The organism is Commensalibacter intestini A911 (assembly GCF_000231445.1).
GTDB classification, from domain to species: domain Bacteria; phylum Pseudomonadota; class Alphaproteobacteria; order Acetobacterales; family Acetobacteraceae; genus Commensalibacter; species Commensalibacter intestini.
On record NZ_AGFR01000003.1, the window covers coordinates 219100 to 240219 of the forward strand.

The following is a 21120-nucleotide window of genomic DNA, read 5'->3' on the forward strand; positions in this document are numbered from 1 at the left end:
AGCATGATGTCTGATAAACCTGTTATTTTACAAGTGTTACCTGCATTAGGCACAGGCGGTGTTGAGCGTGGTACGGTTGATATGGCACAGGGGATTATCGCAGCAGGTGGTATTGCTATTGTTGCAAGTGCAGATGGTATTTGGAAAAATTCTTTAGAGAGAATGGGGGCAATTTATATTGATTTGCCTTTAAATTCTAAAAAGCCTTGGGTTATTTGGAAAAATCAGTTTGCGTTAGAAAAAGTTATTAGAGAATATCGTGTTGATATTGTGCATGTGCGGTCCAGAGCGCCTGCATGGTCGGCTTGGTTAGCAATAAAAAAGACAAAAGCACATTTTATTACGACTTGGCATGGTGTGTTTAGTGAAACTTGGCGTGGCAAGCGCTGGTATAATCAAGTCATGACAAAAGGCGAGCGTGTTATTGCGATTAGTCATTATATTGCAGATCGATTGAAGACGCATTATGGGGTAAAAGAGCAACAGTTAAGAATTGTTCCTAGAGGTGTTGATTTAACAAATTTTGACCCTAACCTTTCTTTTGGAGAGAGAGTTGCTGATCTTGCGAAGAAATGGGGAATTGTTGAAACACAAAAGGTTATTTTACTACCTGGACGTTTGACAGAGTGGAAAGGGCATGAGCTATTGGTTCTTGCAATGGCAAAGTTACAGCAACAATATCAAGAGTGGATCTGTGTGTTTGTTGGGCCATCAAAAGGTAAAGATAAATTTACGCAAAGATTATTAACCTTAGCCAATCAATTACATGTACGCGATCGGTTATATTTTGTTGGTAATTGTCAGGATATGCCAGCGGCTTTTATGCTGGCAAATATCGTTGTTGTTCCGTCATTAAAACCAGAACCTTTTGGTCGGGTGGTTATTGAAGCACAAGCAATGGAAAGATCTGTAGTCGTTGCGAATCATGGTGGTGCTGCGGAAACGGTTAAGGATAAAAAGACAGGCTATGTTTTTGAGCCTGGGAACTCTGATGATTTAGCAAAAATATTGCAAGAGTTGATGGAAGCATCTGAAGCAGACTTACAATGGGTCGGACGACTAGCAAGAGAAGATGTGCAAGAAAGTTATACGTTGGAGCAAATGCAACAAGCGACATTGCGTGTTTACAATGAATTATTGCCTGAAACAAAGCAATTAAATTGCTTATGACGAAGCCCTTGAAAATCTTGGTGATTCGTTTGGGTGCTTTCGGAGATTTTGTACAGAGTTTTTATCCGTTTGAAGCTATTCGTCATCATCATTTAAAAGATGAAATTACATTACTAACGACAGAGCCTTTCGCTGATTTGGCATCACATAGTCCGTGGTTTGATCGTGTGATCATAGACTATAAACCGCATATATTAAATATTGCAGGATGGCTCGAGTTAAAGAAAAAACTACAAGGTTATGATTTTGTTTATGACTTGCAAACTTCTGGGCGTTCCAGTCGTTATTTTAAGTGGGCAGGTCAACCACAATGGTCTGGGATTGCAAAAGGCGCATCGCATCCTCATGATAATCCTAATCGTAATGATATGCATACGATTGATCGTCAGAAGGATCAGTTGCAACGCGCAAGGGTTTCTATTTTTCCGCAGCCTCATTTATCTTGGTTATATAAAGAGACGCTATCTCTTCCACAACCTTATGCAATATTGGTTCCAGGTTGCTCTATTAAACGTCCTGAAAAGCGCTGGCCTGTGGAGTATTATGGTCAAATTGCACAGCTTTGTATTGATAAAGGGATACAGCCAGTAATTATTGGTAGTCCTTCTGAAGCTAACCTTGTTGAAATAATAAAAACGCAGTGCCCGCAAATAATTAGTTTAATTGGACAAACAACTTTGTTACAATTGGGAGGTATTATGAAACATGCAGAGTTTGCATTGGGGAATGATACGGGGCCAATGCATCTAGCTGCGATGGTGGGTTGTCCAAGTGTGGTTTTATTCTCTTCAAGTAGTGATCCGTTGCTAACGGCACCACGTGGGGATGATGTGAAGATAATATGCCAAGAAAATTTAAAAGATCTGACTGTAAAAAAGGTTGCACAAGCCTTGAAGTGGGTTCATTAGTTTTCTTGTTATTTTAATATAAAGATTAGATTTGTTTTTTGTTCTGGAGATTTGATTATGCTTTCTATTACTTTGCCTGATGGTTCCGTTCGACAATATGAAGGGTCAGTAACAGGCTTAACGATTGCACAATCTATTGGTGCTGGGCTTGCTAAAGCAGCGTTGGCAATGGAAGTTAATGGTGAATTGGTTGATTTATCTTTGGAAATTACCGAAGATTCAGCTGTTAAATTTATCACTAGAAAAGATGAAGCCGCGTTAGAACTTATCCGTCATGATACTGCTCATATTTTAGCTCAGGCCGTTCAAGAACTTTATCCGAACACACAAGTCACCATTGGTCCATCAATTGACAATGGATTTTATTATGATTTTGCACGTGATGAACCATTCAAACCTGAAGATTTAGAAGGTATTGAGCGTCGTATGCATGAAATCGTGGCACGTAATGAGGCTTTTATTCGTCAAGTCATGCCTCGTGATGAAGCTATTCAGCATTTTGAAAAAGCTGGTGAGCATTATAAGGCAGAGTTGATCCGTGATTTGCCAGAAACAGAAACGATTTCTATTTATCAGCAAGGGCCTTGGTTAGACCTTTGTCGTGGCCCACATATGCGTACAACTGCGGATGTTGGTTCTGCGTTTAAGTTAACCAAAGTTGCTGGGGCTTATTGGCGTGGTGATTCTAAAAATGCGATGTTATCACGTATTTATGGAACGGCTTGGCGTGATAAAAAAGAACTTGATGCGTATTTAACTCAATTAGAAGAAGCTGCGCGTCGTGACCATCGTCGTATTGGTAAAGAAATGGATTTGTTCCATTTGCAAGATGATGCAGCAGGTTCTATTTTCTGGCATCCAAAAGGCTGGCAGCTTTATACAACATTACAAAATTATATTCAAAGAATCCAACGTCGTTATGGATATGTTGAAGTGCGGACTCCACAATTATTAGATCGCTCTTTGTGGGAAGCTTCTGGACATTGGGAAAAATTCAGAGAGAATATGTTTATCGCAACGGTCGAAGATGAAGATCGTACCTATGCTTTAAAACCAATGAACTGTCCTTGTCATATTCAGATTTTCAATCATACCTTGCGTTCTTATCGTGAGCTTCCATTGCGTATGGCTGAATTTGGTGCATGTCATCGTTATGAACCTTCTGGTGCTTTACATGGGATTATGCGTGTGCGTTCATTCGTTCAAGATGATGCGCATATTTTCTGTAGTGAAGATCAGATCACAGCTGAGACTGCTTTATTTGTGCATATGTTATCTGAGGTTTATAAGGATCTTGGGTTTGAAAGCTTCCGTGTTAAATTCTCTGATCGCCCTGAAAAACGTGCAGGGGACGATGCGACATGGGACAAAGCAGAAAATAGTTTGAAGGATGCTTGTAAACAGGTTGGTGTTGAATTTGAATTGAACCAAGGTGAAGGGGCTTTCTATGGTCCTAAGCTTGAATTTGTTTTACGTGATGCGATTGGTCGTGATTGGCAATGTGGTACATTACAAGTTGATTATGTATTACCAGAACGTTTGAAAGCATCTTATATTGGTGAAGATAGTGCCAGACATCGTCCTGTTATGTTGCACCGTGCGATTGTTGGCTCTTTTGAACGTTTCCTTGGGATTCTTATTGAACAATATGCTGGATCTTTCCCGTTATGGTTAGCACCAGTGCAAGTTGTAGTGGCAACGATTGTTAATGATGCTGAAGAATATGCCCAAGAAGTGGTCGAGTTATTACAATCAAGAGGAATGAATGTAGAACTTGACGCTAGAAACGAAAAAATTAATGCAAAAATTCGTGAACATAGCCTTCAACATGTTCCAGCAATTTTGGTTGTTGGGCGTAAAGAAGTCGAAGAACGAAAAGTAGCTATTCGTAGGCTAGGCGGTGCTGCACAGGAAGTTCTTGGTTTAGAGGAAGCTATTGCGTTATTAAGCAAAGAAGCAACACCTCCAGATCATAATCGTGTTCCTGTTGCAAAACAAAAGTCAAAACTTCAATGTGAAGGCTAGATCGTTCGAGAAAAATAGACTATAATAGTAATCAAATTATTTTTATACCTTTAGAAAGAGTCTCATACAGAATATATGTGCATTTATTGCCAAATAGGGTTATGTCTTTCTAAGGTAAACAGTTAGAAGGAAAACTAACCATAGTAGTAAAGACATCTACTCCTCCCACAACAAACCGCGAAGGTCCGCTTGTTGATGAGGAGATTCGTGCACCTCAGGTTCGTCTCGTTGGTGCTGAAGGCGAAATGTTAGGTATTGTTGCAACTCGTGAAGCGTTGAAAATGGCGCATGCGGTTGGGTTAAACTTGTTAGAAGTAAGTCCAAATGCAGAACCACCAGTTGCAAAAATTCTTGATTACGGCAAGTTCAAATACGAACAGCAAAAAAAGAAAAACGAAGCGCGTAAAAAGCAAAAAGTTATCGAGATTAAAGAACTGAAAGTTCGTCCTAATATCGATGCAAACGACTATCAGGTAAAGTTAAATGCTGCAAAGCGTTTTCTTGCTAGTGGTGACAAGGTTAAATTAACTCTTCGTTTTCGTGGTCGTGAAATGGCCCACCAAGAATTGGGTGTTCAACTTTTAGAGCGTTTCCGTTTAGATTTGGAAGCTGAGACAAAAGTAGAGCAAATGCCAAAGCTTGAAAATCGTCAGATGGTTATGGTTTTAGCTCCACGTTAAAACAAAAAAAGGTATGTAAGAGATTACATACCTTTTTTATTATTTACATGAATAAAAGAACTCGCTTTTCTAGTAATGATCGATTAAATTTCCTTTATCATTTTTGATGTTTTAAAATACTCTTAGTTGTATAAAGGATAGTTTTTGATGACAACACAATCTCGCTTTACGGGTTTTTGCCAAGAAGTCAGAAACGATGTTATCCTGGGCTGGGCTATTAATGTTTCTTCTCCTCGAGATTATGTAACTGTATTGGCATTTATTGATGATCAACAGGTTGCAGAGATAAAATGCGATCAAAGTAGAGAAGATATTCAGGAAAAGATCAATTTTTTCCGTAGTGATATCGGATTCCAATTTGCTATCCCCAATGCATTTAGAGATGGAAAAGCGCATAAGCTTTCTTTTCGTTTCCCAGATAATAATGTTATTTCCATTCTAACCAAAAAGAATCCTACAGAAGGCATTGCAGCATTTCCTTTCCAGCTTGAAGAGCAACCACAAGATAAAGTTAAAATATTATCTTGTATGGATGGTTGGAAAAATGGAGCTATTCACGGTTGGGTTTTAAAACAAGATACGTCTACAGGAAAATATTCTGGTAAGTGTCAAGTAATGGTGACGATGGATGGTCGTCATTTAAAAACTGTGGAGGCTAATCAGTTCCGTGGTGATGTTGCCAGTGCAGTTAACGCAGATGCACGGTGTGGTTTTGCTGTTGTTGTTCCTAGGGCATTACGTAAACGGGTTCGATCTGTTTTTCGTGTTTATGTTATGCCAGAGCAAATAGAGCTGCAAGGTAGCCCTTATGAGACGACATTAATTGATGATTTATTAGAGCAACAGCTTTTGGTAGTGAATAATCAGATTGACTTCCTTTACAAAGAAATGGCAACGCTGCGATCTCAATTAAAACGTTTAATCAGTGGTTCTGAATATGTGATTAATGAGTATGGTTCGTGGGCAAAGAAGTATTATTCTTTATTGCCTAAACGGTTAGAGAAGTTGCATTTGGATCTGGCGATCAAAAATATCGAGTTTCAAACACCATTAATTTCAATTATTTGTCCTGTATATCAGCCAGAAATTAAATTTTTTAAAGAAGCTGTCGAGTCTGTGGTAAAGCAAACTTATCAAAATTGGGAATTGATCCTTGTTGATGATGGTGGGAAGTCCGTTGATATCCAAAAAGAAATTAAACAACTCGTTAAACAAGATGCTCGAATTAAGTCTGTTGCTTTAAAAACAAATAAAGGGATTTCAGCAGCTACGAATGCTGGGATTAAAAAAGCAACAGGGGAGTGGATTGCTTTTTTTGATCATGATGATGTGCTAGTTCCCCAGGCTTTAGAAATCATGATTGGTTCTGCGCAGTTGCATAAAACACAAATGCTTTATTCTGATGAGGATAAAGTTGATGATCTTGGAGCTTTTGTTGAGCCTCACTTTAAACCAGATTTTAATTATCGTTATTTGCTTGGATTAAATTATATTTGCCACTTTGTGATGGTGCATGCCGATGTGGTCAAGCAAGCAGGAGCATTGGATTCTAAATATGATGGGGCTCAAGATCATGATTTCTTATTACGATTAACGGAAATTATTCCTCATCAACAAATTCATCACGTTCCTGAAGTTTTATATCATTGGCGTAAAACAGCAGGTTCTACTGCGGAAACCGTAGATAATAAAGATTATGCGATTAAGGCTGGGGTTGCTTGCGTTCAGGATCATTTAAAACGAATTAAAAAATCGGCTAAAGTTGGGTCTATTAAAGGATTTACTGCATATCAAGTAGAGTGGAAAAAAGCGCAATCTGATTTGGTTACGATTATTATTCCTTTTAAAGATCAAGTGCATACAACGAAAGAATGTGTTGATCGTTTACTAGAATATACAGATTACAAAAATTATCAGATTATATTGGTTGATAATGCTTCTCATGAGGCTGAAACGTTAGCGTTTTTAGAAGAATACTCTAAATATGAAAGGATTGAAGTTTTACCGGTTTATGAAGAATTTAATTTTTCTCGGTTGAATAACCTTGCAACTCAACAATTCAAAAGTGACTTTTATTTATTTTTAAATAATGATGTTTTTGTTAACGATTCTAAGTGGCTGCATATTTTAGTAAATGAAGCCTTATTATCCGAGGATGTTGGAATCGTTGGTGCAAAATTATTATATCCCGATGGTAGGGTACAACATGGAGGTGTTGTTGTCGGCCCTGAAGTCATTGGTGATCATATGAATAGAGGTTTAGAGGCTGAAGAATTTGGCTATGCTTGTCGTTCTGTTTTATCTCAAGAGCTAACAGCGGTCACAGCAGCGATGATGTTGATTAAAGCGAGTGTTTTTGAAGCGCTAAATGGCTTTAATGAAAATCATTTGAAGATTGCGTTCAATGATGTTGATTTATGCTTACGTGCCAGAGAGGCTGGGTACAAAGTGATTTTCAGTGCAGATTGTATGGCTGTACATCATGAGAGCCTCTCAAGAGGAACGGATGATTGTCCAGAGCACGAAGAGCGTTTTTCTTATGAAAAAGAATATATGAACAATAGCTGGGGGCGTAAAGCGATTTACACCTGTGATCCTGCATATTCACCTAATTTTGTGGTAAGACCTCCGCTTTTTTATGAATTAAGTAATCCAGAAAAAACGGAGGCCACAGAGAAATAAGAATTTATTTCTCGATTTGATTAAAATCAGCGATCAGGCTAGCAGCCTGGTCGATTTGAGAAAGTAACTTTAGACGATTGCTGCGAATGGCAGGATTTTCATCATTAATGGTTACGTTTTCAAAGAATAGATCCAAAGTGCCTTTCAGGGTTGCAATGCTGTTCATCGCTTCACTAAATTGCTCTTGTTGTAAGGTGGTATTGATCTGGGCAACTACTTTTTCTAAAGCAGAAGCAAGATTTTTTTCTTCACCTTTGGTAAATAAGCTTTGATCAGATTTTCCTTGATGAGGCCCATCTTTTTTATCTTCAATACGTAGAATATTGCTGGCGCGTTTCACTGCAGCAAGTAAGTCTTTGCCATCTGTGGTTTCCAAGAAGGAAGTGATAGCTTCAACTTTCTTTAACAACTCAACAAGGTCAATAAATTGTTTAGTTGGTGCAACGGCGGAAAGGATATCATAACGCGATCCTTCACTTCGTAATTGAACATAAAGGCGTTCATAAATAAATTCTGCCAAGGCACCAAGATCACTGGATGCTTGTAAAGCATCTGGTAAGCCAGCAATAGCGAATTCAAAGAGTGCTTTGATATCTAAACGTAGTTGATTCTCACGAATAATACGAATGATTCCCAAAGCTGCACGACGAAGCGCATAAGGGTCACCAGAACCACTTGGTTTTTCACCAATTGCAAAGAAAGCTGTAAGCAGATCAATCTTGTCTGATAAAGCCGCAATCATAGAGGTCGGTGCAGTAGGTACGCTATCACTTGGGCCTGCGGGTTTATAATGCTCAGAAATAGCTAGAGCGACTTCAGCAGCTTCTTTGTCATGTTTGGCGTAATATCCGCCCATAATTCCTTGAACTTCAGGGAACTCACCAACCATACCTGTGGTTAAATCGGCTTTACAAAGGAGTGCTGCACGTTTTGCGAGTTTCTCATCATGTTTTAATTGTTGTGCAAGATATCCTGCTAACCGTTCTAAGCGTTGAATACGTTCATGCTGGCTGCCAAGCTTCGCATGGAAGATCACATTTTGAAGTTGTTGGTTGCGTTGTTCTAAAGATGTTTTGCGATCCTGATCCCAGAAATAACGCGCATCTGCAAAACGAGCGCGTAAAACACGTTCATTTCCTGCAATGATCAATTTACCTTCATCATCAGGGGTAATATTGGCAACGAATGCAAAAGCATTGGCAGGGGAGCCATCTTTATTTTTTAGAGCAAAATAACGTTGGTTCACGCGCATAGACACTTGCATTACTTCAGGAGGTAAATCCATGAAAAGCTCGTCGATTTTACCTAATAAAGGCACTGGCCATTCTACTAATCCTGTGACTTCGTTTAACAAGCCTTCATCAGGAACAAGTTGTAAATTTGCTTTTTCGGTTAATGCTGTAATTTCACTGAGGATTTTTTCACGACGTTTATCGACATCAGCAATAACAAATTGAGAAAGTAATGTTTCTTCCCATTGTTTAGTATTTTGGATTTCGAAAATTTGTGGAGCAAGAAAACGATGGCCTTCGCTTTTATTATCACAAACCAAACCATGAGCATCATCGTCTGCAGTGGCAAGCACTAATGGAATGACTTTTCCATCTAAAAGGCAAGTAATGTGATGCAAAGGTCTTACCCATGTGAATTGACTACCGCAGCCCCAACGCTGAGATTTTGGCCAAGGAAATTTCCATAGAATTTGAGGGAAAATTTGTGCAATAAAATGAGTTGCAGAGACTTCAGCAATTTTCTTTTGTAAAACCCAGAAACCGTTTTCTTCGATCAGATCAGATTTCTGAGCTTGATGCTTACGTAAGAAGCCATCTAATGCTTTTTTAGGTGCCGTTGTGCGTGGGCCACGTTCTTGCACTTCTTGAGCAGGGATCGTGTTTTGAATATCTAAACGAATAGCAATTCGACGAGGGGTGCTGAAGGTTTTAATATTTTCAGGGGATAAATTATCCAGAGCATCACAGAGAAGGCGTTGTAAATTCTCTGTCGCTTGTCGTTGCATGCGTGCTGGAATTTCTTCGGAAAAGAGCTCGATAAAAAGTTCTGACATCTTATTTCTCCTCCGCTAACCAAGTTTCGCAACAATGTTTGGCCAAGTTACGAATACGACCAATGTAAGAAGCTCTTTCATTGACACTGATTACGCCACGAGCATCTAATAAATTAAATAAATGACTGGCTTTTAAACAGTAATCATAAGCAGGTTGTGCAAGTTTTTGATTAGCTAAAGCTTCAGATTCTTTTTCTGCATCTTTGAAATGGCTAAAGAGGATTTCTGTATCTGCACATTCAAAATTAAAACGAGAATAATCTTGTTCAGCTCTAAGGAATACTTCACCATAGGTTAATCCATGATCGTTAAAAGCAAGATCATAGACATTTTCAACGCCTTGGATATACATTGCCAATCGTTCCAAACCATAGGTTAATTCGGTTGATGGAATGCTGGTGGCAATGCCTCCGACTTGTTGGAAATAAGTGAATTGAGTGACTTCCATTCCATCACACCAAACTTCCCAACCTAATCCCCAAGCACCAATGGTTGGGTTTTCCCAATCATCTTCAACAAAACGAATATCATGTTTTTTAGGATCAATGCCAATGGCTTTATAGCTTTCTAAGAGGAGCTCTTGGCTATCTTTTGGGGATGGTTTTAATAAAACTTGATACTGATAATAATGTTGTAAGCGGTTTGGGTTTTCCCCATAACGTCCATCGGTTGGTCGGCGGCAAGGTTGTACATAGGCAGCTTTCCACGGTTTATTTCCTAAAGCCCGTAACGTGGTATGAGGGGAAAGCGTACCTGCACCAATCTCAAGGTCATAAGGTTGTAAGATCGCACAGCCTTTTGAATCCCAAAAATCATGAAGTTTTAAAATAAGCCCTTGAAAAGATAAGGCACCATTTTTGGATGGTGGAGAAGTTGTGTTTGAAGGCATAAAAAATAGTGTCCTCAGAAAACATTATAAAAATTAAAACGTATTTTATAATGTTTTCTGGAAAAAAATAAGAGCAATCTGATCCTTCAGAAGGAATAAATTAAATTATTTAACGAATTTTGCTCTTTATACATAAAAAGTAGTCAATTTCTTTGTATATTATTTGATATTTTTGTCTTTATACTGATAAAAACCAGAACCTGATTTAACGCCCAATTTATTTTTAGAAAGGAAGTTGTCTTGTAAATATTGGCGAGGTTCTTTTGGGATGTCTTGTCGAGCTTCGGCATAATGGTTTTCAATATCATAGACAACGTCCAAGCCAACTTCATCCATCAAATGGAATGCACCATGTCTAAAGTCTCCAAGGTAAGAGAAAATTTGATCAATTTCTTCTGGGGTAGAAACACCTTCAGCAGCAACATATAAGGATTCTCTTTTAATTGCAGCCCAGATACGATTGAAAATAAATCCAATACTTTCTTTCCTGACATGGAAAGGATTTAGATGAAATTCAGTAAAGACTTTCATCATGAAATCAATGACCTTCGGGTCTGTATGCCCACAGCCCATCACTTCTACGACTTTGGTAATGGGGGGACGATAAAAATGTGTGTTGATAAAACGATGTGTATTTTTAACGTTTTTAGTGAGTTGGCTTGATGGGAAAGAAGAGGAATTTGTGGTTAAAATTGCATCTTGAGGGATGAGCTGATCAAGCTTCTCTAATAAATCGAGCTTTGCATCTAAGATTTCAGGGATAGATTCAATGGCAAGCCAAACATTCTCACACGCTTTTTCTAAATCATTAAAAACTTTTACTGTTGCTTGCTTTCCATTCGGGGTTTCTTTGACAAGTTCAGGAAGATATTCATTGATATATTGAATGGATAAATCTGTTTGTTCAGAAGAGGAATCATATAAATGAACCATATTTCCTTGGGTAGCAAGAACAGTGGCTATTCTGCGTCCCATATTCCCAGAGCCACAGATTAAAAGAGGGCGATGGATATAATCTAACATTTTGTATTCTTTCAATAAGTAATGAAATTAAGTGCTAAGCTTAAAACAGTTTCAATCTTTAAATGATGTGTCAATATTGAGCTATTCTTTTTAGTTTACGAATAATTCTATTTTTGTGAAAAGAGTAAAGTCAAATGAATTGAGTTCACTTTATTATGATTATTTATTGGTTTTATTGTTTATAATTTTGTAAAATGAAGAAAAGACTTGTTAATTTATAGATGGAAATTACATAATAATGACTGAATTCCATCTTATTATAGAGGTTATGAAGAAATGAATAACGAAGAACGAGAGCTTATTAATAGATTTTTTGATCGGGTCGGAGGACAATCTTCTGCGCCATCAGGTTCCGTTCCTGCGGCTAATCCGTTACCGCCTTTGGATCAAGAAGCGGACCGATTGATTAAGGATAATTTTCAAAAATATCCAGAATCAAGTTATCGTGTTACTCAAATGGCCGTTGTTCAAGAGGCAGCATTAGTGGAAGCACAGAATCGTATCCGCCAATTAGAGTGGCAGTTACAACAAGCTTCACATCAAATGCAACAATTGCAACAGCAAGCCCAACAACAACCTCAACAAAATAGTGGTGGTTTTTTGGGGGGATTATTTGGTGGAAATCGCCAACCAAATCAAGGAATGCAGCAAAACCAAGCTCCACCTCCAGGATGGGGAGCACCAGGGAATCAACAACAATTTCAACAAGGACGCCCTTATCCTGGGCAGCAAGGTCCTTATGGTGCGCCACCTCCACAAAATTATCCGCCAGGATATCAACAAGGAATGTTTAATCGTGGTGGAAGTGGCTTCTTAGGTAGTGCCTTAACAACAGCTGCTGGGGTTGCTGGCGGGATGTTTGCTTATAATGCGCTAAGTGGATTGTTTGGTGGCGGTCATGGTGCAGGCGCTGCTGGTGGCGCAGCCGTAGATCCTACAGCAGGTGCCGCGGATCCGTTTGCAGGATCAGACCCATTTGCAGGAACAGGGACTGGCGTTGATCCAGGGTTTGATGCAGGTGCTGGCACAGGCTCAGATGCTGGTTGGGGCGCTGCGGACAATACAGGGTATCAAGATAACTCCGGGTGGGGAGATAGTAGTAGCCAAGATGACAGTGGCTGGGGCGATAGTGGCGGTGATGATGGTGGTAGCTGGGGAGATGATAGTTTCTAATACATTTTCATCAGTTATTTATCAGGAATTGATAGTCTAATTGAAACAGGACAATGATCAGATAGTTTATTTTGCTGATCATTGTCCTGTTCTTTATATTTCATGACTCGTAAAGAGTTGGGAATTAACCATTGTGTGGTTATGGGATCCAATAGAAACCCATCAATAAAATAATTGCCATTCCAGCATGGATTTGCTTTGTAAGCAGTAGGGATTGTTAAAGAGGTTTTTGTAGATAATTCTTTGAAAAAAAACTCATTTGGAGAAACAACACGATTAAAATCTCCCAAAATAATAAAAGCTTGTTTTTCCTCTAGACGTTTTTTGATCCATTCCTGTAAAATTGGCTGTTGTTTTTTTAATAAAAGACAAGATTTCTTGAGTTGTTGACGATCCAACGGATAATCTTGACATCCTGATTTGAGATGAACAACTAATATTCTGATGCTATCATGTTGAGTGTATACAGTCACATCCAACCCACTGCGTAAAGGGCGTGAAAACGCTGCATGATTGAGTTCGGTTAAATCAGGGTTTTGTTGGATGTGATCAAAAATATTCTTGCGAATAGCCAGTGCGGGATGTTGAGCAACAGGATCGTTTGAAATAAAGAATAGATATTGGTTTTTCGGAAAGATTGAATTTAAAGTTCCAATAGAGCCAACTTCTTGTAAAGCAACAATATCAGCATCTAGTTTACTGTTATACTGAAGTAACTCTTGAAAATCAGATGGTTGTCTCAAGAGAACATCATGCGGAATGGGGGTGACTTCAATGTCTTTTTGTGAAACTAGCCACTCGACATTCCAAGTGGCTAGTTTAAGGTTTTTTGCGTGTGCAGAGTCGATAATCAACAAGAATAATGTATAAAAAAGACCAAAAAGAATTTTATTATACATTATCTTTTAAGAGATTACTCTTGAGTTTTACGTTCATCGACTTGACCTTGTAAAAGGTCAATGGCTTGGCTGACGGTCATATCGTGACGAGTTTCTTCGTTTAGAACATAAACTTGCCCATTAGGGATATCATAATACCAACCTTGTAAAGCAAGCTCGTTACGTGCTAATGCAGCAGCAATAGAAGGATGCGTGCGTAAATGATTTAATTGTAATAATACATTATGCTCTGTTAATGCTTGAATACTTTCAGGACCAACATCTGTCGCAGCTAAAGCATCAGTAACAGCGTGAGCAGTTGCTGCGAATTTTAACCAGCTTTTGACTGCTGGCATGCTATCTGTTTTTTCTGGGTGGATTAAAGCATCCATCGCTCCACAATCAGAGTGCCCGCAAACAATAATGGTTGAGACCTTTAGTGCACATACAGCATATTCGATTGCAGAGGTTACCCCTCCCATTGCGTTCCCATAAGCAGGGATAATATTTCCAATGTTACGGAGAACAAATAGATTTCCAGGAGATTGATCCGTAATCAGTTCAGGATCAACACGACTATCTGCACAAGTAATAAACAATGTTTTAGGGGATTGCCCCTTTGCCAGCTGACCAAATAGTTCTTTATGTTCTGGGAATTTTTCTGTTTTAAAACGTTTAACACCGTGTAAAAGATCTAATAAAATTTGTTTAGGATTGATATCTGGCATATTTTTTCTTTCTTTTATAAAACCAAGAAGCTGTTATTCAGCAAGAAGATTACGATTATTGTAGGGACTAAAGAAGATATTGCAATTCTATTCTGTGTGAATTTTTTGTGACAATAAAAAAATAGCAGGTCGATAAACCTGCTATGTAGAGAAGTTATTATGCTTTTTCTTTGATTTGTTCTAGGATTGCATCAAATGCTTTTTGGTAGTTTCCAACCTCGGGCCCGCCTGCTTGTGCCATATCAGGTCTGCCACCACCACCTTTGCCATCAACTGCGGCACTAGCGATTTTAACAAGATCAACGGCACTCAGTGTTTTGGAAAGCTCATTGCTGACAGCCACAACAAAAGAGGCTTTTTCTCCAAAGGAAGAAAAGACAACGGCAACGCCATTTTCCATTTTCTTGACAAGACCTTCAGCAAGAGATTTTAACTCTTTAGGGGCAACATCGCCAAGGTTACGCATGATATATTCAATATTGCCAACTTTTTCGGCGTTACTTTGTTCGTCTCCACCGACAGCAATTTGATGCTGAAGTTTAGAAACTTGTTGTTTCAAAGATTTACGTTCATCTAGTAATTGTTGTAAGCGTTCTACAAGTTGAACTTGTGAAGTGTTTAGTAAAGAGGCAGCCTCATGCAAACATGCTTCATTTTCTTTGAAGTAAGCTTCAGAAGCAGCGCCCGCAACAGCTTCAATACGACGAATACCAGCTGCAACACCTGTTTCAGAAATAATATGGAATAAACCGATTTCAGCTGTGTGGGACACATGAGTGCCTCCACAGAGTTCAGTTGACCATGCTTTATTTGTTTCTTTGTTACTACCCATGGCAACAACACGAACTTCATCGCCATATTTCTCACCAAATAAAGCCATAGCACCTATTTTAACTGCTTCGTCAGGGGTCATAATACGTGTGACGACGGCTTCATTTTTACGAATTTCTGCATTTACAGCAGCTTCAACAGCTTTTAATTCTTCTGGTGTTAAGGGTTTTGAATGACTAAAGTCAAAGCGTAAACGATCAATCGTATTTAAACTTCCTTTTTGAGTAACATGATCACCCAATTGATTACGAAGCGCTTGATGTAAAAGATGAGTCGCAGAGTGATGGGCTTGAATGGCTTGACGCTCTGAGTGTGCAAGATCAGCTGAGACTGATTCTCCAACTTTAAGAGAACCTTTAGTAATTTTACCATAGTGAACAATCAAATCACCAAGCTTCTTTTGTGTATTGGTAATATGAACTGTTCCATGTTTGCTCGTAATATAGCCTGTGTCACCAGCTTGACCACCACTTTCACCGTAAAACGGTGTTTGGTTTAGAAGGATTGCAACGTCATCACCTTCTTTAGCTTCTTGCACTGATTGATTATTGACAATAATTGCTTGAATTTCAGCGTCAGCACTTTCGTTTTTATATCCAAGGAACTCTGTGGCGCCTAGTTTGTCTTTGAATTCAAACCAAACAGTTTCAGTCGCATTATCCCCAGAACCAACCCATGCCGCTCTTGCTCTGCTACGTTGTTCATTCATGGCGCTATCAAAGCCTTCCTGATCAACAGTAAAGCCTTTTTCTCGCAAAGCATCAGCGGTTAAATCAAGAGGGAAACCATAAGTATCATAAAGTTTAAAAGCAACGTCTCCAGGAAGTTTTCCTTTGCTAGGAAGTTTATCTGTTTCATCAGCAAGCAATGAAAGCCCTCTATCTAGCATCGTTTTAAAGCGTTCTTCTTCACCTTTTAATGTTTCAGAAATTAAAGCTTCAGCTTGGATAAGTTCAGGATAAGCCTTACCCATTTCAGTAATTAAAGCTGGTAATATTTTATAGAATGTTGGTTCTTGTGTGCCAATCATATGTAGATGACGCATTGCACGACGCATAATACGACGTAATACATATCCACGACCATCTTTAGAAGGTAAAACACCATCAGCAATTAAAAACGCTGCAGAACGTAAATGATCAGAAACAACACGATGACTGACTTTGTGAGCACCAAAAGGATCAGTGTTTGTCACGTCAGCAGAAGCACGGATTAATGCTTGGAAAGTATCAATATCAAAATTATCTCTTTTCCCTTGCATAATCGCGGCAAAACGTTCCAGTCCCATTCCTGTATCAATAGAAGGACGAGGAAGAGGATTACGTGTTCCTGGAGGATCTTCAAAATATTGCATGAAGACCAAGTTCCAGATTTCTACAAAACGATCACCATCCTCGTCAGGAGAACCTGGAGGGCCACCAAAAACATCTTCACCATGATCATAAAAGATTTCAGAACAAGGACCACAAGGGCCCGTATCGCCCATACGCCAGAAATTATCAGATGTATTAATGCGAATAATACGATCATCAGAGAAGCCAGCAATTTTTTTCCATAAATTTGCAGCTTCTTCATCTTCTGCATAAACGGTGGCTAAGAGTTTATCTTTGGATAAACCAAATTCTTTTGTAATCAAATTCCATGCGAATTCAATGGCACCTTCTTTGAAATAATCACCAAATGAGAAATTGCCCATCATTTCAAAGAATGTGTGATGTCGTGCAGTATATCCGACATTATCTAAATCATTATGTTTACCACCAGCTCTGACGACTTTTTGAGCTGTTGTTGCGCGTGAGTAAGTACGATGCTCTTGCCCAGTAAATACGTTTTTAAATTGAACCATTCCTGCATTTGTAAAAAGCAATGTTGGATCATTTTGTGGAACAAGTGAAGAAGAGGGAACATGTTGATGATTGTTTTTTTGAAAATAATCAAGAAATGTAGAGCGTATTTCGTTTGTACTGCGCATGGTAAAATAAGTAATCCTAATCAGAATATAAACTTTATCTATTTAAAACATTTTTTGATAAAAAAATAGAGTAATAAAGCTTTACGAACTATTTCACTACTTTCCGAATATTTTGCAAGTAAAGTAAGTGAAATTTTTATAATAAAATTTAGAGTTTATCGTGGTTGTTATTGACTAGATTTTGTTTGGAGAGACAATTTAATAACAGTTGAACTAATATATTGTAGAATCGAATTTTTATAAATACTTATCAATCTTTTTTTGAAAAGCGATTGGTGTAAACTAATTTGCGTGACAAATTAAAATTAGCAAACATTCCTGCAATTGCACCAGCAAGTAAGGCAATAACTGGATATGTTCTACAATCAATACTGATAAAGAATAGAAAGAAAACAGTTCCTCTATTTAAAAGAAAACCCAAGCTATTGGTAATAAGAAATTTCAACCATTGATATAGAATGCGTTGTTGTTCACCCAGTCCATGAAATGTCCATAGGCGATTAATAAACCAATTTGATGTGGCTGCTACGAAGTATGCAATTAAGGTTGCAACATTCAGTCCAATTATATTTCTCAATAAATAAACAACACATGTATCCATCAATAAGCCTGTAAAACCAACTAGTCCAAATTTAATGAATTGTATTAGTTTTGCATGATATTTTTGAGGAATAATATGATAGAAAGGGGGCAGAAGGGACATATAAACGGATACTTTTGTTGTTAAAAAGGTTTTAACAAATTATGAAGATTTGTATGTATCTTATTTTATAAAAAAAAGGAGATATCAAAAGATACCTCCTTTTTAGAATTACTATTTAAGTAATTTATTACTTAAGAATAATTTCTACGCGACGGTTTTGTGGTTCACGTACATTTGGTCCTGTTGGAACCAATGGGTGAGATTCACCGAAGCCTTGTGTGAAGATTGCACTAGCAGGAACACCATCACGGATCAACTCAGCTTTAACGCTTTTTGCACGGCGTTGTGATAGACCCATGTTGTATTTCGCACCAGCTGCGCCACCACGAGCAGATGAAGTATCTGTATAACCATTAACTTCGATACGTGTTGTTTGAACACGTGTAGATGCTTGAGCTGCTTCACGAACGATTTCACGAGCGCGAGGTGTCAATGCATATTTATCAAAGTCGAAGAATACTAAGTATGTACGAGCAGCTTCAACTGGTGGAACTACTACAGGTGCTACAACTGGAGCAGCTGCTGGAGCTGTGTTGAATGCATAACGTAGACCTAGGATAAATTGGTGGTTGAAACGATGATCAACTTTACCATTACCTTTGTAAACACCACTGCTAACCCAAGATGTTGATTTATATGTAGATTGGTCTAGCTGACCCATCATACGATATTCTGTTGTAACAGCAAGACCAGGAACACCTGGGATGTCGTATGCAGCACCAACGATACCTTGGTATGCAAAACCACCATTTGTTCCGCCAAGACGGTTTACATTACCATTTCTATAATTGGTTTGTAATGGACCCATATCTTGCCATAGGTAACCAGCACCAACACCAACGAATGGAGTAATAGGAACATCGATTCCGAATTGACGTAGGTCAATATCGTAAAGAACGTTTACTAACCCGCCGTAACCTTGGTCATGGCCTTTTGTTTTGTAAGCAGGAGCTGTTGTACCTTTACGGCCATTGATGTTAGAGTAGTTGTAAACACCTTCGACTTCAACACGAAGACCGTTACCAAAGCCCCAACCAGCAGAACCGAAAGTTGTGAAACCTGTACCATGACGGTATTGAGATTTGCTTCCAGCTGCATTATCAACACCACTTGCGCGTGTTGTAGGTGAGAATGAAGCGTGTTGATTTTGAACTAAGTTATAACCACCACCCAAGCTAACATAAGGGCCAGTAATTGTGCTAGCCATCGCTGCAGCTGGTGTTGCCACTGCAAAAGTAGTTGCAAGTAATGCTGTACGAAGACGCATCTTGACTTATCCTTTTAATTACGTTTTGAGCGATAGAACGCCGGTTAAAGCGGAAGCTCGTAAATAATGAAACTCTATAACTAGATATTAATCTAATCTATTTTACTGTAAAACCAAGAGGGTTTTGTGTTTTACATGCGGTTATATAACACATGTAATAAAAATAACACAATATACCTTTGGTTTTTTTAACCGTTAAAGATTAAACACGATAATAATTGTATTTTTATGGAATGACAATCTGTGAAATGTCATTAGTGAAATAGAAATTTAATTCTGTGTTTTATATACAACAAATTAAGCTTCGACGCATCCATCTGCTATTAATAATTTAAATAAATCATCCTCTGTAATATCTTGAGAAGTAAAGGTTTTTCCTATTCCATTGACTAAGATAAATAGAATTTTGCCGTTTTTTACTTTTTTATCATGTTGAAGATGTTTTAATAAATTATGAGCAGATAATGATGTAGGAAGATCTTTGATTGACGTTGGTAAACTTACGCTTTTGAAATGTTGAATAACACGATTGGTATCTTCTTGAGGACATATTCCCATTTGTGTGCAAAGTTTGAAGATAAGACAACAACCTAAAGCAACAGCTTCACCATGGAGGATGCGTCCGTCGTAGTTGAGTTCGGCTTCCAAGGTATGTCCAAGGCTATGCCCGAGATTTAATAGGTTTCTGCCTTTTGCATTTTGTTCATACTCGTCATTTTTGATGATTCGTGCTTTGAAAGAGCATGCGCGTTCTATGGCTTCGTCTAAATATTGATGGTTTTTTTCTAAGATTTTTTGCCCATTTTTTTCGCACCACTCAAAGAGTTTTGGATCATCGATTAATCCAGCTTTGACAATTTCAGCATATCCAGCTCTTAATTCTCTTTGGGGAAGGGTATTTAGTGTATGAGTATCAGCAATAACAATTTGAGGTTGATAAAATGCACCTAGTAAATTTTTACCAGAAGGGGTGTTGATTCCCGTTTTCCCGCCTACAGAAGAATCGACTTGAGATAAAAGGGTAGTTGGAATTTGAATAAAAGGAACGCCTCGAAGGGCTGTTGATGCAGCAAAGCCGCTGAGATCACCTGTAACACCTCCACCTAAAGCAATAATAGGTGTTTTCCTTTCTATATTTTTTTCAAGAAGCTGATTGGTAACTTGTTCAAAATATTTAAATGATTTTGTATTCTCACCAGGTGGAATTAAAATAGTTTCATGCTCTATTTGTGCCAGGTCTAGGCTATCTGTTAGTGTCTTTAAATGAAGAGTTGCGACATTTTCATCAGAAATAATGAAGACTTTTTTCTGTGACAAGATTGGAGAAATCAAAGCACCAGCTTGTTGTAGGAGTTGTGGTCCAATGAAGACGTTATATTGAGTATTAGAAAGTTGAATGGGTAATTTACGCATTTGTTCTGCATGCTCCAAACTTAAAAGCGTCTGTGATAAAGTCGTTTCGACTTTATTGTCATAACAAGGAATAATAAGATCTGCTTCGGCATAGATAGGATAGCGTGTCATCATTAGGTTGGATAAGATTTCACGTTTATCTCCAGAATTTAATAGAGGACGATGGGTATGATGAGAGATTCGTTCTAATAGTGTTTCGACACTGCAATGAAGCCATATGGTTGTTGTGCGTTCTTTTAGTAATGCTCTTGTTTTTGCATGCATGAAGGCACCACCACCTGTTGCCAAGACAATAGGAGCTTGTTTAATCAAACGACGAATAACTTCATGTTCAACACGTCTAAATTCAGCTTCTCCATATTGTTCAAAAATGTCAGCAATTGTGCAGCCTGCTGTTTTTTCTACTTCATGGTCCGAATCAACAAAGGGAATAGAAAGAGAATGCGCTAATTTTCTACCAATTGTTGTTTTTCCGGCCCCCATTAAACCAATTAAAGTAATAGGCTGGTGTTTTATTTTTTCTTTGTTTAACATTAAATATACCGAAGATAGCGTAAGATGTTTTGAATATAGTGGTTTAAAAGAAATATTGAAATTATAAAATTTAGGTTTGTTTTCAAATACAATCTATCGTAAAGGCGACAATGATATGTTATGAAAACAGGTCATTGTAACGGCTAAATTACATAAATCATAGATTTAAAAAAAAATTA

15 protein-coding genes are annotated in these 21120 nt (G+C 38.2%); 6 read left to right on the forward strand and 9 right to left on the reverse strand.

Annotated features, from left to right (window positions below):
- Positions 1 to 3 precede the first annotated feature (3 nt).
- From CIN_RS01375 to CIN_RS01395, 5 genes are all read left to right on the forward strand, one after another.
- Positions 4 to 1170, forward strand: coding sequence for a glycosyltransferase family 4 protein (locus tag CIN_RS01375; RefSeq protein WP_170314016.1), 1167 nt, complete (start codon positions 4 to 6; stop codon positions 1168 to 1170).
- Complete coding sequence (locus tag CIN_RS01380; protein ID WP_008853261.1) at positions 1167 to 2078, forward strand: glycosyltransferase family 9 protein; 912 nt, start codon at positions 1167 to 1169, stop codon at positions 2076 to 2078. Before CIN_RS01375 ends, CIN_RS01380 begins: the two co-directional genes overlap by 4 nt.
- Before the next feature lie 57 nt (positions 2079 to 2135).
- Entirely contained in the window at positions 2136 to 4103 is a 1968-nt protein-coding gene (gene thrS / locus CIN_RS01385; RefSeq protein WP_008853262.1) for a threonine--tRNA ligase, read from the forward strand.
- Positions 4104 to 4243: 140 nt separating this feature from the next.
- Positions 4244 to 4783 (forward strand): translation initiation factor IF-3, encoded by a 540-nt coding sequence (infC, locus tag CIN_RS01390; RefSeq protein ID WP_040363668.1) that lies wholly within the window; start codon positions 4244 to 4246, stop codon positions 4781 to 4783.
- A gap of 147 nt (positions 4784 to 4930) precedes the next feature.
- Positions 4931 to 7465: a glycosyltransferase family 2 protein gene (locus CIN_RS01395; protein ID WP_008853264.1), complete on the forward strand. Its 2535-nt coding sequence runs from the start codon at positions 4931 to 4933 to the stop codon at positions 7463 to 7465.
- A 4-nt stretch (positions 7466 to 7469) separates the two neighbouring features.
- Here CIN_RS01395 and glyS read toward each other — a convergent pair whose 3' ends face one another.
- The 3 genes from glyS to CIN_RS01410 form a co-directional block, all read right to left on the reverse strand.
- Positions 7470 to 9530 carry a glycine--tRNA ligase subunit beta gene (glyS, locus tag CIN_RS01400; protein WP_008853265.1) on the reverse strand — a complete coding sequence of 687 codons (2061 nt, stop codon included), beginning with the start codon at positions 9528 to 9530 and terminating at the stop codon, positions 7470 to 7472.
- A gap of 1 nt (position 9531) precedes the next feature.
- Positions 9532 to 10419 carry a glycine--tRNA ligase subunit alpha gene (locus CIN_RS01405; protein WP_008853266.1) on the reverse strand — a complete coding sequence of 296 codons (888 nt, stop codon included), beginning with the start codon at positions 10417 to 10419 and terminating at the stop codon, positions 9532 to 9534.
- Between the two features lie 159 nt (positions 10420 to 10578).
- Entirely contained in the window at positions 10579 to 11442 is an 864-nt protein-coding gene (locus CIN_RS01410) for a 3-hydroxyacyl-CoA dehydrogenase family protein (protein WP_008853267.1), read from the reverse strand.
- A 276-nt stretch (positions 11443 to 11718) separates the two neighbouring features.
- Here CIN_RS01410 and CIN_RS01415 point away from each other — a divergent pair, with 276 nt between their 5' ends.
- Positions 11719 to 12615: a DUF2076 domain-containing protein gene (locus tag CIN_RS01415; protein ID WP_008853268.1), complete on the forward strand. Its 897-nt coding sequence runs from the start codon at positions 11719 to 11721 to the stop codon at positions 12613 to 12615.
- Between the two features lie 14 nt (positions 12616 to 12629).
- On the opposite strand, the gene CIN_RS01420 is transcribed toward CIN_RS01415, so the two are convergent.
- The 6 genes from CIN_RS01420 to aroB form a co-directional block, all read right to left on the reverse strand.
- On the reverse strand, positions 12630 to 13514 hold the full coding sequence (locus CIN_RS01420) for an endonuclease/exonuclease/phosphatase family protein (RefSeq protein ID WP_008853269.1): 885 nt from the start codon (positions 13512 to 13514) through the stop codon (positions 12630 to 12632).
- A gap of 14 nt (positions 13515 to 13528) precedes the next feature.
- Positions 13529 to 14221, reverse strand: coding sequence for a carbonic anhydrase (locus CIN_RS01425; RefSeq protein WP_008853270.1), 693 nt, complete (start codon positions 14219 to 14221; stop codon positions 13529 to 13531).
- A 157-nt stretch (positions 14222 to 14378) separates the two neighbouring features.
- On the reverse strand, positions 14379 to 17024 hold the full coding sequence (gene alaS, locus CIN_RS01430; RefSeq protein WP_008853271.1) for an alanine--tRNA ligase: 2646 nt from the start codon (positions 17022 to 17024) through the stop codon (positions 14379 to 14381).
- A gap of 250 nt (positions 17025 to 17274) precedes the next feature.
- Positions 17275 to 17727 (reverse strand): GtrA family protein, encoded by a 453-nt coding sequence (locus CIN_RS01435; protein WP_050798303.1) that lies wholly within the window; start codon positions 17725 to 17727, stop codon positions 17275 to 17277.
- A gap of 127 nt (positions 17728 to 17854) precedes the next feature.
- Entirely contained in the window at positions 17855 to 18994 is a 1140-nt protein-coding gene (locus CIN_RS01440) for an OmpA family protein (RefSeq protein ID WP_008853272.1), read from the reverse strand.
- Positions 18995 to 19291: 297 nt separating this feature from the next.
- On the reverse strand, positions 19292 to 20941 hold the full coding sequence (gene aroB / locus CIN_RS01445) for a 3-dehydroquinate synthase (RefSeq protein ID WP_008853273.1): 1650 nt from the start codon (positions 20939 to 20941) through the stop codon (positions 19292 to 19294).
- Between the last annotated feature and the right edge of the window lie 179 nt (positions 20942 to 21120).

Bases quoted from the DNA above. Each gene is read 5' to 3' on its own strand.
- CIN_RS01440 (WP_008853272.1), bottom strand. From the start codon at position 18,994: ATGCGTCTTCGTACAGCATTACTTGCAACTACTTTTGCAGTGGCAACA.
- thrS (WP_008853262.1), top strand. From the start codon at position 2,136: ATGCTTTCTATTACTTTGCCTGATGGTTCCGTTCGACAATATGAAGGG.
- CIN_RS01380 (WP_008853261.1), top strand. From the start codon at position 1,167: ATGACGAAGCCCTTGAAAATCTTGGTGATTCGTTTGGGTGCTTTCGGA.
- CIN_RS01420 (WP_008853269.1), bottom strand. From the start codon at position 13,514: ATGTATAATAAAATTCTTTTTGGTCTTTTTTATACATTATTCTTGTTG.
- CIN_RS01415 (WP_008853268.1), top strand. From the start codon at position 11,719: ATGAATAACGAAGAACGAGAGCTTATTAATAGATTTTTTGATCGGGTC.
- alaS (WP_008853271.1), bottom strand. From the start codon at position 17,024: ATGCGCAGTACAAACGAAATACGCTCTACATTTCTTGATTATTTTCAA.
- aroB (WP_008853273.1), bottom strand. From the start codon at position 20,941: ATGTTAAACAAAGAAAAAATAAAACACCAGCCTATTACTTTAATTGGT.
- CIN_RS01395 (WP_008853264.1), top strand. From the start codon at position 4,931: ATGACAACACAATCTCGCTTTACGGGTTTTTGCCAAGAAGTCAGAAAC.
- glyS (WP_008853265.1), bottom strand. From the start codon at position 9,530: ATGTCAGAACTTTTTATCGAGCTCTTTTCCGAAGAAATTCCAGCACGC.
- CIN_RS01425 (WP_008853270.1), bottom strand. From the start codon at position 14,221: ATGCCAGATATCAATCCTAAACAAATTTTATTAGATCTTTTACACGGT.
- CIN_RS01435 (WP_050798303.1), bottom strand. From the start codon at position 17,727: ATGTCCCTTCTGCCCCCTTTCTATCATATTATTCCTCAAAAATATCAT.
- CIN_RS01405 (WP_008853266.1), bottom strand. From the start codon at position 10,419: ATGCCTTCAAACACAACTTCTCCACCATCCAAAAATGGTGCCTTATCT.
- CIN_RS01410 (WP_008853267.1), bottom strand. From the start codon at position 11,442: ATGTTAGATTATATCCATCGCCCTCTTTTAATCTGTGGCTCTGGGAAT.
- CIN_RS01375 (WP_170314016.1), top strand. From the start codon at position 4: ATGATGTCTGATAAACCTGTTATTTTACAAGTGTTACCTGCATTAGGC.